This is a genomic window from Sphingorhabdus sp. EL138 (assembly GCF_945882965.1).
Classification (GTDB): Bacteria; Pseudomonadota; Alphaproteobacteria; order Sphingomonadales; family Sphingomonadaceae; genus Sphingorhabdus_B.
Genome location: NZ_CAMCWY010000019.1, coordinates 18,707 through 34,514, shown reverse-complemented (window position 1 = coordinate 34,514; position 15,808 = coordinate 18,707). Strand labels below are relative to the sequence as shown.

Annotated in this window: 15 protein-coding genes; 7 read left to right on the top strand and 8 right to left on the bottom strand. The window is 56.3% G+C overall.

Annotation, left to right across the window (positions count from 1 at the left end; translation table 11 throughout):
• Positions 1–20 precede the first annotated feature (20 nt).
• The 3 genes from Q0N43_RS09165 (at position 21) to Q0N43_RS09155 (ending at position 3,576) form a co-directional block, all read left to right on the top strand.
• Positions 21–617, top strand: a complete 597-nt coding sequence (locus tag Q0N43_RS09165) for a TetR family transcriptional regulator C-terminal domain-containing protein (protein ID WP_295445630.1) — start codon at positions 21–23, stop codon at positions 615–617.
• 113 nt (positions 618–730) lie between these two features.
• Complete coding sequence (locus tag Q0N43_RS09160; protein ID WP_295445628.1) at positions 731–2,356, top strand: alkaline phosphatase D family protein; 1,626 nt, start codon at positions 731–733, stop codon at positions 2,354–2,356.
• 101 nt (positions 2,357–2,457) lie between these two features.
• On the top strand, positions 2,458–3,576 hold the full coding sequence (locus Q0N43_RS09155; protein WP_295445627.1) for an acyl-CoA dehydrogenase family protein: 1,119 nt from the start codon (positions 2,458–2,460) through the stop codon (positions 3,574–3,576).
• A 386-nt stretch (positions 3,577–3,962) separates the two neighbouring features.
• Here the strand turns inward: Q0N43_RS09155 and Q0N43_RS09150 are convergent, their stop codons facing one another.
• Complete coding sequence (locus tag Q0N43_RS09150; RefSeq protein ID WP_295445625.1) at positions 3,963–4,544, bottom strand: response regulator; 582 nt, start codon at positions 4,542–4,544, stop codon at positions 3,963–3,965.
• A 260-nt stretch (positions 4,545–4,804) separates the two neighbouring features.
• Here Q0N43_RS09150 and Q0N43_RS09145 point away from each other — a divergent pair, with 260 nt between their 5' ends.
• The gene (locus Q0N43_RS09145) at positions 4,805–6,169 is read left to right on the top strand and encodes a peptide MFS transporter (RefSeq protein ID WP_295445623.1); all 1,365 of its coding nucleotides are present in this window, start codon (positions 4,805–4,807) and stop codon (positions 6,167–6,169) included.
• An 18-nt stretch (positions 6,170–6,187) separates the two neighbouring features.
• Here the strand turns inward: Q0N43_RS09145 and Q0N43_RS09140 are convergent, their stop codons facing one another.
• The 7 genes from Q0N43_RS09140 to Q0N43_RS09110 form a co-directional block, all read right to left on the bottom strand.
• Positions 6,188–7,552, bottom strand: coding sequence for an FAD-dependent oxidoreductase (locus tag Q0N43_RS09140; RefSeq protein WP_295445621.1), 1,365 nt, complete (start codon positions 7,550–7,552; stop codon positions 6,188–6,190).
• Positions 7,549–9,216, bottom strand: a complete 1,668-nt coding sequence (betA, locus tag Q0N43_RS09135) for a choline dehydrogenase (RefSeq protein ID WP_295445618.1) — start codon at positions 9,214–9,216, stop codon at positions 7,549–7,551. The genes Q0N43_RS09140 and betA overlap by 4 nt, the downstream gene beginning before the upstream one ends.
• 595 nt (positions 9,217–9,811) lie before the next feature.
• Positions 9,812–11,440 carry a sulfatase-like hydrolase/transferase gene (locus Q0N43_RS09130; protein WP_295445616.1) on the bottom strand — a complete coding sequence of 543 codons (1,629 nt, stop codon included), beginning with the start codon at positions 11,438–11,440 and terminating at the stop codon, positions 9,812–9,814.
• Positions 11,437–11,895, bottom strand: a complete 459-nt coding sequence (locus Q0N43_RS09125) for a hypothetical protein (protein ID WP_295445615.1) — start codon at positions 11,893–11,895, stop codon at positions 11,437–11,439. Before Q0N43_RS09125 ends, Q0N43_RS09130 begins: the two co-directional genes overlap by 4 nt.
• A 25-nt stretch (positions 11,896–11,920) precedes the next feature.
• The gene (locus Q0N43_RS09120; RefSeq protein ID WP_295445612.1) at positions 11,921–12,316 is read right to left on the bottom strand and encodes a hypothetical protein; all 396 of its coding nucleotides are present in this window, start codon (positions 12,314–12,316) and stop codon (positions 11,921–11,923) included.
• On the bottom strand, positions 12,316–12,945 hold the full coding sequence (locus Q0N43_RS09115) for a hypothetical protein (protein ID WP_295445610.1): 630 nt from the start codon (positions 12,943–12,945) through the stop codon (positions 12,316–12,318). Before Q0N43_RS09115 ends, Q0N43_RS09120 begins: the two co-directional genes overlap by 1 nt.
• A 4-nt stretch (positions 12,946–12,949) precedes the next feature.
• Positions 12,950–13,201 (bottom strand): hypothetical protein, encoded by a 252-nt coding sequence (locus Q0N43_RS09110; RefSeq protein ID WP_295445608.1) that lies wholly within the window; start codon positions 13,199–13,201, stop codon positions 12,950–12,952.
• 121 nt (positions 13,202–13,322) lie between these two features.
• On the opposite strand from Q0N43_RS09110, the gene Q0N43_RS09105 reads away from it, so the two are divergent.
• Genes Q0N43_RS09105 through Q0N43_RS09095 form a run of 3 tightly spaced genes read left to right on the top strand, consistent with a single transcriptional unit; the run spans position 13,323 to position 15,807 of the window.
• The gene (locus Q0N43_RS09105; protein ID WP_295445606.1) at positions 13,323–13,943 is read left to right on the top strand and encodes a TetR/AcrR family transcriptional regulator; all 621 of its coding nucleotides are present in this window, start codon (positions 13,323–13,325) and stop codon (positions 13,941–13,943) included.
• Positions 13,943–14,857: a formylglycine-generating enzyme family protein gene (locus Q0N43_RS09100; protein WP_295445604.1), complete on the top strand. Its 915-nt coding sequence runs from the start codon at positions 13,943–13,945 to the stop codon at positions 14,855–14,857. Before Q0N43_RS09105 ends, Q0N43_RS09100 begins: the two co-directional genes overlap by 1 nt.
• A 59-nt stretch (positions 14,858–14,916) precedes the next feature.
• Positions 14,917–15,807 (top strand): haloalkane dehalogenase, encoded by an 891-nt coding sequence (locus tag Q0N43_RS09095; RefSeq protein WP_295445602.1) that lies wholly within the window; start codon positions 14,917–14,919, stop codon positions 15,805–15,807.
• Position 15,808: the final 1 nt, after the last annotated feature.

Below are 15,808 nucleotides of genomic sequence, written 5' to 3'. Positions count from 1 at the left end.
TACGAGTGTATAACAGCGGCATGCAACCGCGACAAGTCTTCACCCGAAAAAGCGCTGACACGCGCCGCGACGCATTGATTGCGGCTACGGCGCGCTGCCTATCCATGCGCGGTGCGCATGGGACGTCGGTGCGCGCCATTTGCCTGGAGGCCGGGGTGTCGGCGGGTTTGCTGCGGCATTATTTCGGCGGAATTGATGCGTTGGTGGCCGCAACCTATCGTGCCACTGGCGCGCGCGTCTCCGATGCGATGCACGCGGCGGTTAACGCTGTTGCGTGCGATAACCCGCGCGGCCGGTTGTTGGCCTTTGTGAACGCAAGTTTTCGTGCGCCGATTGCAGATCCGGAGCTGCTCGCCACATGGCTGGCGTTTTGGAGCCTGTCGCGCACGGTGCCCACCATTGGCGAAATCCATGATGAGATTTACGCTGAAAACCGGCAGGATATGGAGCGCCTCATCCTTGCCTGCCCCAACGCTCCAGCAGACGCCCGATTGGCGGCAGTGGCGCTGACGGCTTTGGTCGATGGCCTATGGCTTGAATTAAGCCTTGGCAATGCGCCGTTCAGCGTGGCTGAGGCGGAGGCTTTGGCCGAAAAATGGCTGGATAGTTTCATCTGAGACGGCACCTGCGCCTGTCATAAGGATGCAATAGCTATTTATTAACGCAGGCCCCGAAGCATCGTTACGGTGCGCCCAATGGATAGTTGGGAACGCAAAAGGGGAAGCCGATAATGTCATTTATAATCAATCGCCGTCATTTGTTGGCGACCGCTGGCTTTGGTCTTGGCGGGCTGATGCTGCCGGGCGGCGCTGCCATGGCGCAGACGCTTCTTGGTCTCACTGGATTTACGCACAATGTTGCAAGCGGTGAGCCTGGACCCGACTCGGTGCTGTTATGGACGCGCTATGTGAACCCAACGGGCGGCGCATCCAAAGTGCGCGTTGAAATTTCCGAAAGTCAGGATTTTATCAAGATTGCAGGCGGTGGCGAAATGGTCACTGGGCCATGGCGCGACCATACGGTCAAAATCACCGTCGATAATCTAGCGCCCGGCAAATGGCATTGGTTCCGCTTCATCGCGCCCGATGGCAGCATTTCGTCGGTTGGTCGCACCAAGACGTTGCCCGTTGGCAAGGCGGCGAAGTTCAACATCGCGATATTCTCCTGCTCCAATCTGGGCTTTGGTGAATTCAACGCATATGGCCATGCGGCTGCGCGCAACGACATTGATCTCGTGCTGCACATGGGCGATTATATTTATGAATATGGCCCTGGTGGTTATGATGGCGGCGCAAAGTTTGCCGCACGGATGTTCCCGGCGGATGAAATCCTAACGCTTGCGGACTACCGCCTGCGCTATGCCAGCTATCGTTCGGACGCGCAGTTGCAGGCGTTGCATGCGAACTTCCCGATGATCGTTAATACCGACGATCATGAAACTGCCAATGACAGTTGGGAAGGTGGCGCGCAAAACCACAGCGTTGACGAAGGCGACTGGAGCGCCCGGCGCAACGCAGCGATGCAGGTATGGCGCGAATGGTTGCCCGTCGGTGAGCAGCCATGGAAGGAATATGCGATTGGCGACCTTGCGACATATTATCGCACAGACACGCGCGCAATCGCGCGGACCAAGCCCTATGAATATAGTGACCTTCTGCGCTCAGGTGATCCGGCAAAGGCACTATCTAAATACCGTGATGGCGCGTGGCGCGATCCATCGATGACGATGCTGGGCAGCGAACAAGAGGCGTGGTTGTCACGCGCAATTGGCCGCAGCCGTTCCACATGGGCGGTGCTCGGTTCGGGTACCAATATGGGCTATAACTACACGCCGGAGAGCGCGATGGATTGGGTCCCCCAATTTGCCCCTGAACGCGCTAAAAACTATGTACGTCAGGGCATTGCTGCGACCAAGGCGGGCTTACCTTATAATCTCGACAATTGGGGCGGTTACCCCGCTGCGCGTTCGCGCTTGTTGGCGGCAGCGCAGCGCGCAGACGCGAACTTGGTCGTGGTCACGGGCGATAGCCATAATGGCTGGGCGTATGACTTGCCAGAAGGCGGCAAGCCAGCCGGCGTTGAATTTGGCGGCCACAGCGTCTCGTCGCCAGGCTTTGAAAGCGCGATTCCGTTGACTGACCCAGCCGTTGTTGCGCGCACCTTGGTTGGCGCCAGCAAACAGGAATTGCGCTGGGTGGATACATCCAACCGTGGCTATATGCATTTGTCGCTCACGCCGCAGGCTGCAACCAATGAATGGGTGTTCATGCAGACGGTGAAAGACATCTCGCTTGCCACCAAGACGGGCCATAAAATGAAAGTGCGGCCAGGTCGAAAAATATTGGAGCAGGCATAAGTCCTGATCCAAGACTGCGTTGTTAACTAGTCAGTTAAATCGCCTTGATTTTGTGTCACGCCTCGCGCCATAGGGGAACCTTGGCGTGAGGAGAGAATGACATGCAATTGGCTGGGCTGGGATATAGCGAAGAACAGATCGAGCTTTTGGATGTGGCCACAAGCTTTTGCCGCGACAAATCGCCTATCGACCGGGTCCGCAAGCTTATGGACAGCGATTTGGGCTATGACGCGGATGTCTGGGCCGAAATGGCCGCTCTGGGCTGGACGGCAATCGCCATAAACGAGGCGCATGGCGGCGTTGGCTTAAGCCTCGCTGAAGTCGTGCCGGTGGTTGAACAAATGGGCCGCCACCTGATGGCATCGCCTTTGGTGTCATCGACCTTAGCCGCGCAGGCGCTTAATGTCTGCGGCACGGACGCACAAACGTCTGAATGGCTGCCTCGGCTTGCAGAAGGGGCAATTGGCACGCTGGCGCTGTCCGAAGCGCATGGCGACTGGGACCTTCAGAATATCACAGCGACGGCAAAGCTGGAGGGTGGCTCGGTGCATTTGTCTGGACAAAAGCTTTTTGTCGCATGGGCACAGACCGCCGATATCGTCATTGCGTCGGTGATGTTGGATGGCAAGCCAGCTCTGGTTTTGCTCACCGCGCAGGACGTTGCGGGTCGCCTTCGCCGCGAAGTGATTATAGACGAGACCAAACGTAGCTTTGCGTTGTCGCTGGATGGCTTGGTGGTATCGCGCGCCGCCTTGCTTGACACTGGGCGCACCGCATCGACGCTGTCGCATATTGAGCAGGCCGCAAACCTGCTGCAAAGTGCCGAAATGTGCGGTGGGTCGCAAAGCGTGATCGATTACACCGTCAGCTATCTGCAAACGCGCAAGCAATTCGGCAAAATCATCGGCGAATATCAGGCGCTGAAGCACCCGACGGTCGACGCCTATGTCGACTATGAAAAGGCGCGGTCGCATTTATACAGCGCTGCCAATAGTTTTAGCGATCAAGGCGTTGGCGAAATCGCCGTGCGCATGGCAAAGGCGGCGGCGGATGCAACATATAGCTTTGCCGCCGACCGGGCGATCCAGTTTCACGGTGGTTTTGGCTTTACCCATGATTGTGACGCAGGCCTTCACCGCCGTGCCGCGATATTTCATGCGTCGCAATTTGGCGATGCGGCGTGGCAACGCGCAAAGCTTGCCCCTTTGCTGCTGGGTTGAGACCATTTGCTCCATGCAAGGACGCCGCGAAGGTGAATTTAAGTGGTCCTGACCCTAGGGAGCACACCATCAACTCCCGACATTATATGCAGGACTGTAAAAGTTTACATCTCTTACAATGTGCGCCTAAGCCTCAGTTTTAGGTAAGTTTTGCGATTTGGTTTCATATTGGCGGTATTTGCTGCCGTTCCGGCGGAGATATGCCGTGCATTTATGCGCGCCCAACGCAACAGCTTGAATGGGAGCTATAAGTGTCGGGTCATACCGACACTTCGCACATTCAATTTGCATAATCCGGCAACAAGGGACCTATTGTAACCATAGGTACCCATGTTGCCTGCAATTTGTGCCACTGGGAGCCGATCATATTTCCCACGACGGACCCGTTAGCACGCCGGGTCAAAAAATTTCGATTTATTATGCTGGAGTTTTAACAGCATGCGGGTGAATGCCTGAAGCTCTTCTTCCGTTGGTGTATTGTTCTGTTTTGCGTTCTGGTCGCGCACGACGGGTGGATCAAGCCTTTGGGTCAGGGCCGTGATCTGGAACCGGTTGGCCGTCGCAAAATGATGGGCGGACGCCCGGCAAAGCGCTTCGGCCAATTGCTCCATCGACACTGGCTTACTAAGCAAATCTATAGCTTGCGATTGCATTGCCTTGGTGGCGACTTGCAAGCTCGAATGCCCCGTCAGCACCAAGGTCACAATGGGTCGGTTCAGTGCGAAGCGGTTGGAAATTTCAGACAATAATGAAATGCCGTTCATGCTGGGCATTTCAAGGTCAGTAATAACAACGCCGATTTCATGTGATTCCGCGATTTGTTTCAATGCGTCGGGTGCGCTGGTGGCCGATCTCATGGTGTAACCCAAATTGGCTATCGCATCGCAATATTCATCGAGACACGCCGGATCATCGTCGACCACAAGAACCGTACAACCCTTGGATGTCTTTTTTTTGGGCCATTTCACTGTCCGAGCCAATGACGTGCATGGCATTTCCTCACGCCTGAATGTGATTTCAAGATCGTATCGACCTGGACCGCCGTAACGCTTTATCCCTTATTTTATGTTTAGCGTCAACCGCTTGACGACCACCATTATTCTTTACATGTGCTTGCTGCGTCGTCGTTCATCCGCTCAAACTCTCATCATTTCCTTGCACCTGTCATCTAAGCGAGCATAGATACAGGCGCGGCGGGAGACGCACAGATTGTCGGGGGGAAATAAGCATGGGCAGGATCGAACAAACCGCAGATAGCCAGGCGTTTAGTCACCCCAAAGGCCTGTTCTATTTATCCTTTACCGAAATGTGGGAACGCTTTTCCTTTTATGGGATGTCTGCGTTGCTCACGCTTTACATGGTCAAAGAGCTGCTGCTGCCTGAAAATGCGGCGCAGGTCATTGGGCTAGCTGCGCTGCGCAATATGTTCGAATTTCGCGGACCGATGAGCGACGTGGCTTTTTCGGCGATCATTTATGGTTGGTATGCGGGCCTTGTGTATTTCACGCCAATTGTCGGCGGTTGGGTTGCCGACCGGATATTGGGGGCAAAGCGCACCGTGATGATCGGCGTCGTCCTGATGAGTGCGGGGCATTTGGCGATGTCCTTTTACGCCAGCTTTCTGTTCGCGCTTTTGCTGCTGATCCTTGGTTCGGGGTTTCTTAAGGGTAATATCTCTGCGCAGGTCGGCGCACTATACCCTCGGTCGGATGAGTCCATGCGGTCACGCGGCTTTACCATTTTTTCGACCGGAATTTGCATTGGGGCAGCGAGCGGACCGCTCGTGACTGGGCTGATTGCGACGCTTTATGGGTGGCATGCAGGGTTTGCAGTTGCCGCAGCTTTGATGTTGATTGCGCTCGTCGCTTATATTTTGGGCCAGCGGCACTTGCCTGATGACCGCCCTGTGGCACGCAAACAGAAGAGAAAGCCGCCTTTGACACACAAAGAGAAGAAACGCTTAGCGGCCCTCTTGTTGATGATTGCGCTGACGATACCGGCGGAAATCGCTTACCCCATGGTGTGGAGCATCGGCATCTTGTGGGTCGATCAATATGTTAACTTGGCGACATCGCTTGGCGAGGTACCATCAAGCTGGTTTGCATCGATGGATTCGATCGGCGCGATATTGGCGGCCCCTGCGCTGGTTATGTTTTGGGCATGGCAGGCAAAGCGCGGCAGCGAACCCAGCAGCGTTACCAAAGTAGGTATTGGAACATCCATCATTGCCATTGCCGCACTTCTTTTCGCTTATGGCAATTTAGGACAAAGCGCGCCGGACAGTGTGAACGCGGGGTGGGCAATCGCTGGCTGGCTGATCATGGGGCTTGCCTGGATGTATTATTGGCCAACGACTTTGGCCATTGTCAGCCGCGCGGCACCTGAAGGGATGGGCTCTTTCCTGATGGGTGTTGCGTTTCTGTCTCCCTTTGTCGCGCATGTGCTGGCGGGATGGATTGGCAGCTATTTTGATCAAATGAGCCCGTCGGTTTTCTGGGCTATGGATGCTGGCATCGCTATTGTCGGCTGTACGGTCATTTTGCTGTTCCGCAAACGCCTTCAAGCCGCGCTGGACCCAGATGTTGAGGCGTAAAGGTCCTTACCCTAAGCCTTAGAAAATGCGCGCACCTTGGCGGCGGAGTTCTTGTTGCACGGTGCTGATATCGACCTCGCAAAAATCGCGATCCGACTTGACGGCCAACGCCGCAGCAACGCCCGCGCCTTGTCCGGCAACCGCGCAACACATCATGTTCCGGACCGCAGCATGGCTAACCTTGTCGCCGCCAATCACGCGGCCAGCGGTAATTAAATGCCGCACAATTTTGGGTAACATCGACCGGTAAGGCAGTTGAAAATAGCGGCCCGTCGTCGGCAAAATAAGATAGCCATAGCCGTCGATAAATTCGGGGAAGATCCCAATGCTGTCGTCAAAACGGCCTTGCTCCATCACATCGTCTGCGGTCATATTATACAGCGCATCAATCTTGCGGGTATCGCGAATGCCTAATGTCATGCCGAAGTTACGAATTTTGGCGTCCTCGCAGCCAGGCATGAACGCCTGCAACGCTGATATGGCGTACATCGCCTGCTTACGCCCTGCCATTTCCCCATGCGTCAGGGCATCGGGATCCGTGCCGTCCAGATACAGATGACACATGTTGAGATAGGTGAGATCCCCCTGATCGGAAACGGTGCCCCAAGTGCCGGCCATTGTCTTAACGCTGTCGGGTATCAGGCCAGCCTCCAACGCCTTTTGAAACGGCTTGCGTAAAAAAGGCGAGAACATTTCATCCTCTTTACCACTGGTGATCACTTCCCACTCTCCGCCCATGGCCCAGTCGCCATAGGTTTGCGGGTCCGCCTTCACCGCATCAATGAACCGCGTCTTGTTCACGCCGCACATCGAAAACATGACCGATACCGACATCATTTCGTCCACGGGATGCTTATGCGTTGGCGCACCGGCCCGGTGGGCAATGTCGGCGTCTCCTGTTGCGTCAATCACCCGCTTTGCAAGGATCGCTTCGCGGCCCGCCTTGCTTTCCACAATCACGCCACGGATCGTGTTGCCATCCATGATGGGCGCAACACATAATCGGTGCAGCATCGGGATCACGCCTGCTTCCTCAACCAGCGTATCTGCGACAAATTTAAACGCTTCGGCATCCAGGCTGTGGCTGATCGATTGCGGCTCTGGCATGGCCGCGCCCATTAATTTGGCGCGGTCTTCAAACTCTCGCCCGATACCCTCGCTGTCGATTGTGGCCGGGTGCCGATACCATGCGAAACCCTCCACGCCGACCTGCGTGATGTTTCCGCCGAAACAGCCATAACGTTCGAGCAAGGTTGTTTCGACGCCCGCCCGCGCCGATGCCAAAGCTGCGGCAAGGCCACCGGGGCCAGAACCAATGACAAGCACATCGGTTTGGCGGATCACATCAATATTGCGGGCGGGCTCAACTATTGTTTGTATCATCTTTGCGCAATATCCCAATTTGGCGCGACGTAAAATGGCGCATTAGACGGGGCGAGCATAGGCTTACCAAGGATATGATCGGCCGCCTTTTCACCGATCATGATCGTCGGCGCATTTAGGTTGCCCGTGGTGATGGTTGGCATCACGCCGCTATCCACGACGCGCAGCCCTTGGACACTGATGACACGCAATTCGGGGTCGACCACGGCCATCGGGTCACGTGGACTGCCCATCTTGCATGTGCAACTGGGGTGCAGCGCGCTTTCGACATGTTCGGCAATGAAGGCGTCAATCTGCGCATCGGTGACAATGTCCGCGCCGGGTTGAATTTCACGTCCGCGAAAGGGCGCAAAGGCGGGCTGTTGAAAAATCTCCCGCGTCAGCCGCACGCAGGCCCGCATGTCTGCCCAATCGTCGGGATGGCTCATATAATTGAACAGGATTTTGGGCTTGTCATGCGGGTCCGCGCTTTTGAGCGTCACGGTGCCCCGGCTTTTGGACCGCATGGGGCCAACATGGGCCTGAAAACCATGTTCGGACGCCAACGACGATCCATCATAATTGATAGCCATGGGAAAGAAATGATATTGGATATCGGGATATTTTATACCGGCGCGGCTGCGGATAAAGCCGCAGCTTTCAAACTGGTTTGACGCCCCTAAGCCCGACCGACCCAATAGCCATTGGGCACCGACCATAAATTTACCGAGAAGATTTGCCTTGCCGTATAAAGTTATTGGCTGCGTACAGGCCATTTGGAAATAGAATTCCAGATGATCTTGCAGGTTTGCGCCCACACCTGGCCTGTCCGCGCGCACGTCTATGCCATGCGCTTTCAACTCCTCGGCGGGGCCAATGCCGGAAAGCTTCAGCAGCTGAACCGAATTGATGGGACCGCCCGACAGGATGACTTCGCGGGCCGCGTGCACCTTATGCATTTGGCCTGCGCGTTCATACTCCACCCCAATGGCGCGCGTGCCGTCAAACAGGATGCGCGTGGCCAATGCCTTTTGTATGACTTTGAGGTTGGGGCGTTTGCGGGCGTCATACAAATAGGCCTTCGCCGCCGAACAGCGCGTGCCGTCCCGCACCGTCATGTCCATCCGGCCAAAGCCTTCTTGGGCATAGCCGTTATAATCCTCGGTCAGGCTATAGCCCGCTTGCTGCGCCGCATCGAGCCAAGCGTGATGCAGCGGATTGTCGAGCGGGCCATAGCTGGTCGACAACGGGCCATAGCCGCCGCGATATTCGTCCCCACCTTCGGCCCGGCCCTCGGCGCGTTTGAAATAAGGCAGCACATCGGCATAGCCCCATCCGGTTGCGCCTTCCTCTTCTTTCCAATGTTCAAAATCGAGCGCATTGCCGCGCACATAGACAAGGCCGTTAATCGAGGAAGAACCCCCCAACCCCTTACCGCGTGGGCAGTTCAGGCGTCGGTTGTTCAAATGCGGCTCCGGCTCGCTTTCATAGCCCCAATTCCACCTTTTGGTGTTCATGGGGTAGGCAAGCGCGGCGGGCATCTGAATCAACACGGAGCGGTCACTGCCCCCATATTCCAGCACCAGGACGTTATGCGTGCCATCGGCACTTAACCGATCCGCCAACACGCACCCAGCCGACCCTGCGCCGACGATGATATAATCTGCGGCCTCAATCAGGGGCATATATGGGCTCCAGTGCCGCCGCAACCCCACGCTGCGCGCGCGTCAGACTGTTGGTAAAAATACCGCCGGACAAAAGGACGATTGCAGATTGGGTGTGTGTAAGCATGCCAACACCATAGCCGTTGGGTAGGGGCAAAGTCGAGACTGTGTTGGTGGGCGTGTTGGTGGGGTTTTCGTGGTTGCAATTGCGTCCAACTAATGCGGCATACCTATTGGGGGTTGACGCACGTGCCGCTGTAATTCGCTTAGCTTGACTTTTCACCCGTCGTCATTCCCGCACAGGCGGGAATGACGCAGAGTTTTGGGAAAAAAGGCGATAGGTGAAGCTATTGAGGGCATAACCCACCTGTCACCATAGTTGCCATCGTCGCCCCAGCGCAGGCTGGGGCCTATCTCGCCCGTCGGTCTCCCCAGACATACGTGATGGGGACCAGCCTCCGCTGGTGCGACGGTGTTTTAGGACGACGGGTAGGGCAATATTCTACGTCCTCCGGGGCTGGCCTCCGGCCGCCTTCGACTCCTGCGTGAACCATATTAAGAATGAAGGTAACCGGCGCGCCCAACCCGTTCTTTGCGCCCGCGCATCCCTACGCGATCAGTTGGCCCAATAGACATATACCTGATTCTTCTTCCATTGGGCATTGAGCGGCACATCGATGCGGATCGCGCCTTCGAGTAAGCCGGGCCATAGCGGTTGGGGAAGTCCGGCATTTTGGGCTTCGATTAACTTGCGAAGTTCCGCCACGCGCGCGGGGTCTTTAGCGGCCAAATTGACTTGCTCGGTTGGATCGGTGGCAAGGTTGAACAGCCATGCCTTTTCGGGACGTTTAGAAATCTGCAATTTCCAGTCCCCTGCGCGGACAACGCGGTAATGGCCCGAACGCCAGAAGGTGATGTCGCGTTTTGGCCCAGTGCCAAGCAGGTTGAAGCTGTCCATCTTGCGATCAGTGGGCAGGCTTGCGCCCGTTGCCGCTGCAATTGTTGCAAACATATCCAGATGCTGGGCCACGTCATTGCGCACGGTACCCGGCGCGATTCTGCCCGGCCAGCGCATCAGCATCGGCACGTGAATGCCGCCTTCAAAAAAGGTGCCTTTATACCCGCGATAGGGTGTGTTGTGGTCCTTTATACCTGTGTACCACGCGCCGCCATTGTCGCTGGTAAAGATAACCAAAGTATTGTTGTCGAGGCCGGTGTCCTTCAGTTTTTGCAACACATCGCCAATCCGCCGGTCGAGTTGGCGCATCATCGCGCCATAGACGCGCTGCGTATGATCCGTGATCTGCGGCAGGGCGTCATAATCCGATTTCAGCGCCTGCAACGGGGTGTGCGGGGCATTATAGGCGAGATACATGAAGAAGGGCCGGTTCTTGTTCGCGTCAATCGCGGCCAATGCATTGTCAGTGAAATAGTCGGTCAGATGGCCTTTGGGGCGAAAACGCTGACTGTTCCCCCAATAGACGGCATAGGGCAGATTTGCCCATAAAAAGCGGTCAATCGGGTCCCATGGCAGCTTTGCATTGACGACTTGCGGGTCATCTTCGGCCATGAACAAATCGCCGCCGGAACGCATACCAATGCTTTCGTCAAAACCCTGTGACGTTGGCCGCAATGGCTTGGCCTCACCCAAATGCCATTTGCCGATGTGGATGTTATGATACCCCTTGGCTTTCAGCACCTCAGGCAACATGATCTCCGCATTGGGCACCCCCATATCGGCATAGGCCGGCAGGTCGTGGTTAAGCTCTTTATGATAGATGGTTGGATAAGGTGAATTCCCATTCGTGTGCGCCAGGCTTGAAACAAAAGCCGCTGGAACAGCGGTAAATTCAAAACCGAACCGTGTTGGATAACGCCCGGTCATTAAGGCCGCGCGCGACGGCGAGCAGGTGGCATTGGCGGCATAGCCATTGGCAAAGCTGACGCCCTGTTTGGCAATGGAATCGATATTGGGGGTCGGCACCGCGCCTCCGGCAACGCCGCCACCGTACAGCGAAATGTCGTTCATCCCCAGATCATCGGCGACAATCAGGATGACATTAGGCGGACGTTCGCCCGATGGTGCCACCGCAGGACCCTGCGCCCATGCAACGGGACGGTTTTCGGCAATGGGTTCACGCCATTCACCAATGATGCCGGGCAGATAGATTTTATACTGCTGAAAACCCAAATAGCCCGCGCCGATCAACAGCATTAATGCCCCGATCCATATCCATTTTTTCATGCTGGGCTCTCCGGTTGGGTTTGACGTGATTGCCGCACGGACAGCCACAGAAATAGCAGAATTATCGGTAGCGAAATCAGGCTAACATAGTGTTCGGGCGGGTGATGGCCGCTGACTGGCGCATGATTTATCCAGCCCGACCAGCTAAGCAATAGGCGCTCGATGAAAGACACAATAAGAAACAGCGGCACCAGCGCGCGGTAACGCAACGCGACCGCCAGCGTGACTATGCCATGTGCAATCTGTGTCGCGCCAGCCCAGGCAAACATGCTAAAGATCAACGTTGGATTATGGCTGAGATCAAGCCCTGCGATAACACCCGCACCACCATCGGGCAGGAAACTGTGGATCATCCCCGGTATGATCCAGCCAATGCCATAAGCGGCCAAAAACCACGCGGCGTAGCGGGAACCACGATATTGGTTATTTGTGCTCGGCGGCAGAATGGTGCGCATCTCCAATGTCTCCCCCATCTCTACTTTACGTATCGATATTCCGCCCGGCTGCGAGCATGATCATCCAGCCACTTGCCATCATGACCGCGGCAAAACCGATCAACCCATTGGCCAACCCCCAAAGGCCGGCTGCTGCGCCATAATGATGCACCGCAAACAAAAGCGATCCGCCAAGGAGAAAGGCCGGCGCGTGGCGCGCGGCGTCTGCGCCGACATTCATGAATGTGGCACAAGCGATGCTAGCCATGCTGTGCATGAACTGGACTTGGGCACCGATCCGGACGATTGGCGCCACAGGTTCAGGCGCATAGGCCGAGAGCATAAGCGCGATGGTGGAGAGGAGCGCGTTGACCGTGGCAAGCCGCATCCAACGCTGCCGGGTCCAGAGAGCCCAGTGACGTTCCTGCGTCCGTAATGTCATCAGCCAAATGTCAGCAGGGCGATATGGCTGAGGGCTGCGATCAACGCCAGCACCAGCGCAACCGTCACGCGTGGGCTTACATAAAAGGACACCACCCGCTGTGTCGGGAAGGAGAAGGTCGCCAAAGTGCCAAGCAGCTTATCCGGATGGCCTTCCATAAACGCAGGATTCATCACCAGCTTCATCATGTCGCGGCGGCTGCGGTACCGCATCAGGCCAAAGATCGTCCAGTCGGGGTCCGCCTCGGTGTTCCACGCATCGATATATCCGCCAACCTTGCGTCCGACCATGCCGGGATGACCGCCAGTGCGGAACAGAACCGGCATGAAGCGTTTCGAATAGCGCTTGAGCAGATCAAAACCTTGAACCATTTGCCCCGTTTTGGGGTCCTCAACCTGCTCCATCTGCGCTTTGACCAGATTGAGCATGACAAACTCGCGGCCATCATCGGCTTCGAGGAAGGCACGCATAACATCGGCGCTATTTCCTGTGCCCTTAAAACGCCCTGCCATTTGCGCAAGAAACGCATCAATTTCGGCAGGCTTGAGTGGGTCGGACCAGTTGTCATACCAGAGACGAAATACGCCATAAGCGAGCAGCGCCGTGCCCCAGATTATCCAAATAGTCATGGCTCTAACTGCCTTTCTTTGTGGCGCGCTCGGCATCGCGCCGCGCCTTTGCTGCCGCTTGACAGGCGGGTGACGTTTTTTTGATATTTTTGATGAGGCAGGCGCGGACTTTTTCGCGGCTAAAAGTGCCCAATTCTGCAGAGCAGTATTTGCGGATATCCGGCATGCACGCTTCGCGCACATTGTCTTGCGCTGACAGCTGTGTAGCAGACAGCAGCAGTGCCGACGCCGTCAAAATGAGCATATTTTTCGACATTTTTAGCTTTATCCCCGTCCAACACCGCAGTGGAGCTTTATTGGCATTAATTGTGCCAAAATATATTTGCAATCGCTTTTGTGGCTTGCGCGCGGGTCTTTTTGCCGCAAGGCTAGAACGCATGGCCAATGTATCGCACAAAATGACAGCTCGCCTGACAGCGCAGCACGCCGATGGTCGCCGCGAGCGCAGCCGGTCTAGCCGCTCAAAGATCGTCGCTGCTTTGCTCGACCTGGTGGGCAAGGGCGAAGTCGCCCCCAGCGCTGCGCGTGTTGCGGAGGTGGCAGGCGTCGGGCTCCGCTCGGTTTTCCGACACTTTGACGATATGGATGGGTTGTACCGTGAAATGGGCGAGGTGATTGAGGCGCAGGTGATGCCCATCATCCTGCAGCCGCCAACGGGCGCTACTTGGCAGGCAAAGCTGTTCGACATCGCGGATCGTCGGGCGGTGGTTTTCGAAACCATTTTGCCTTATCGGATTTCAGCCAATCTTAAACGTTTCCAGTCGCCCTATCTGATGCAAGACTATCGCCGGATGCTGCGGCTCGAAACTGATACCATTGAGGCGTATTTACCCGCGATGGTGAAGGCCGATGTGGCGGGGGCCCATGGTCTTAATGTCATATTGAGTTTCCAGACTTGGCGACTGTTACGGCATGATCAGGAACTGCCTGTTGACGATGCCAAGGCTGTCGTGCGGCGTTTGCTGGGCGATGCTATTGCCGCCATGCCGGAGGATTGATGCAACGCTTCGGTCTTGCTCTGGGTCTGGTTTTAGCGCTGTCTGGCTGCACCGATGCATCTGGGCCGCCCGAAACAGTATGCACTGGCCTGTCGGGTAACAATATGGTCTGGGTGCCCGGCGGTAGTTTCGTGATGGGTGATGATCCCCATTACCCGGAGGAAGGCCCGCCGCAGACCGTGAAGGTCAAGGGATTCTGGATCGATGCAAATGAGGTCACCAACGCCGAATTTGCGGCCTTTGTACAGGCGACTGGTTACAAGACCATAGCGGAGCGCGATCCGCCCAAGCTGCCCAATGCACCGCCAGACATGCTGGTTCCGGGTTCTGCTGTGTTCAATGTCCCGTCGGACGCTGACCCGCGGTGGTGGCGCTGGGTGCCGGGCGCGCAATGGCGACATCCTTCCGGGCAGAAAGAGAGCATCGTCGGGCGAGACCGCGAACCTGTTGTCCAGATCGCCTATCAGGATGCAGAGGCTTATGCGACATGGGCGGGCAAAGAATTGCCGAGTGAAGCGCAGTGGGAATATGCCGCGCGTGGCGGCGCGGCGGCTTTGCCGGAGCCAGTTGATGCGCAGGGCCGACCGCAAGCTAATTATTATCAAGGCGTCTTTCCGGTGAAAAACCTGAACACCGACGGCTATGTCGGACGCGCCCCTGTGGGCTGTTTTAAACCCAACGGATTTGGTCTGTACGATATGATCGGTAATGTGTGGGAATGGACGAGCGCCAGCGGCGCGCGCGCCGATGCCAGCGAGGAGGTTAATGTCATCAAAGGCGGATCTTACCTTTGCGCCGCCAATTATTGCGCGCGTTATCGTCCCGCCGCGCGTCAGTTTCAGGAACGCGGGCTGGGGACCGACCATATCGGGTTCCGGCTGGTGGATATGAAGAAGGTTGGACCGACTCCTTGACCCGCCTTTCATAATATGGCATTTAAAGTGTCAATATAATTTGTTTTAGGGGTTAATTTTTGAAAGTCCTTCGCACACCCGATAGCGCCTTTGCCGATATCCACGATTTTCCTTTTGCGCCAAATTATGTGGAGATTGCCGATCCCTCGGACGGCACAGCATTGCGCGTGCATTATGTGGATGAAGGGCCGCGCGATGCGCCGGTGGTGCTGATGATGCATGGTGAGCCAAGCTGGAGCTATCTGTATCGCCATATGATTGGCCCGGTCGTTGCGGCAGGCTATCGCGTTATCGCGCCTGACCTGATTGGCTTTGGTAAATCTGACAAGCCAACCAAAAAAACCGACTATAGCTATGCTCGCCATGTTGGCTGGATGCGTCAGTGGATCGAGGCGCTTGACCTGAGCAACATGACGCTCGTCTGTCAGGATTGGGGGTCGCTAATCGGCCTGCGCCTTGTCGCAGAAATGCCAGATCGCTTTGCCAGCGTCGTCCTGTCCAATGGCGGCTTGCCCGAAGGCGGCCCGGCACCGCGCGCTTTTGCCATTTGGCGCGCCTTTTCCCAATGGAGCCCGTTTTTTCCGATCGGCAGAATCGTCAACGCCGGGGCAAAGCGCGCACTCAGCGCTGCCGAGATCGCCGCTTATGACGCGCCGTTCCCCGACAGCAGCTATAAGGCCGGAGCGCGGATATTCCCCAGCTTCGTTCCGTTTGAAAATAATATCGCGATCCCCGATCAGAAGCGCGCATGGCAAGTGTTTGAGCAATGGGAAAAGCCATTCCTGTGCTGCTTCAGCGATGGTGACCCCGTCACGCGCGGCGGCGAGAGCCGTTTCATCGGCCGTGTTCCCGGCACTGCGGGCCAGCCGCATTGCACGTTAAAAGGCGGTCACTTCATTCAGGAAAATGACCCGCAAGGCTTCGTCGACTGCATCCTAAAAGTGAGATAGC

Excerpts from the sequence above, each read along its gene's own strand:
- Q0N43_RS09120 (WP_295445612.1), bottom strand. The coding sequence starts at position 12,316 with ATGACATTACGGACGCAGGAACGTCACTGGGCTCTCTGGACCCGGCAG.
- Q0N43_RS09115 (WP_295445610.1), bottom strand. The coding sequence starts at position 12,945 with ATGACTATTTGGATAATCTGGGGCACGGCGCTGCTCGCTTATGGCGTA.
- Q0N43_RS09105 (WP_295445606.1), top strand. The coding sequence starts at position 13,323 with ATGGCCAATGTATCGCACAAAATGACAGCTCGCCTGACAGCGCAGCAC.
- Q0N43_RS09155 (WP_295445627.1), top strand. The coding sequence starts at position 2,458 with ATGCAATTGGCTGGGCTGGGATATAGCGAAGAACAGATCGAGCTTTTG.
- Q0N43_RS09145 (WP_295445623.1), top strand. The coding sequence starts at position 4,805 with ATGGGCAGGATCGAACAAACCGCAGATAGCCAGGCGTTTAGTCACCCC.
- Q0N43_RS09130 (WP_295445616.1), bottom strand. The coding sequence starts at position 11,440 with ATGAAAAAATGGATATGGATCGGGGCATTAATGCTGTTGATCGGCGCG.
- Q0N43_RS09100 (WP_295445604.1), top strand. The coding sequence starts at position 13,943 with ATGCAACGCTTCGGTCTTGCTCTGGGTCTGGTTTTAGCGCTGTCTGGC.
- Q0N43_RS09160 (WP_295445628.1), top strand. The coding sequence starts at position 731 with ATGTCATTTATAATCAATCGCCGTCATTTGTTGGCGACCGCTGGCTTT.
- Q0N43_RS09125 (WP_295445615.1), bottom strand. The coding sequence starts at position 11,895 with ATGCGCACCATTCTGCCGCCGAGCACAAATAACCAATATCGTGGTTCC.
- Q0N43_RS09110 (WP_295445608.1), bottom strand. The coding sequence starts at position 13,201 with ATGTCGAAAAATATGCTCATTTTGACGGCGTCGGCACTGCTGCTGTCT.
- betA (WP_295445618.1), bottom strand. The coding sequence starts at position 9,216 with ATGCCCCTGATTGAGGCCGCAGATTATATCATCGTCGGCGCAGGGTCG.
- Q0N43_RS09165 (WP_295445630.1), top strand. The coding sequence starts at position 21 with ATGCAACCGCGACAAGTCTTCACCCGAAAAAGCGCTGACACGCGCCGC.
- Q0N43_RS09140 (WP_295445621.1), bottom strand. The coding sequence starts at position 7,552 with ATGATACAAACAATAGTTGAGCCCGCCCGCAATATTGATGTGATCCGC.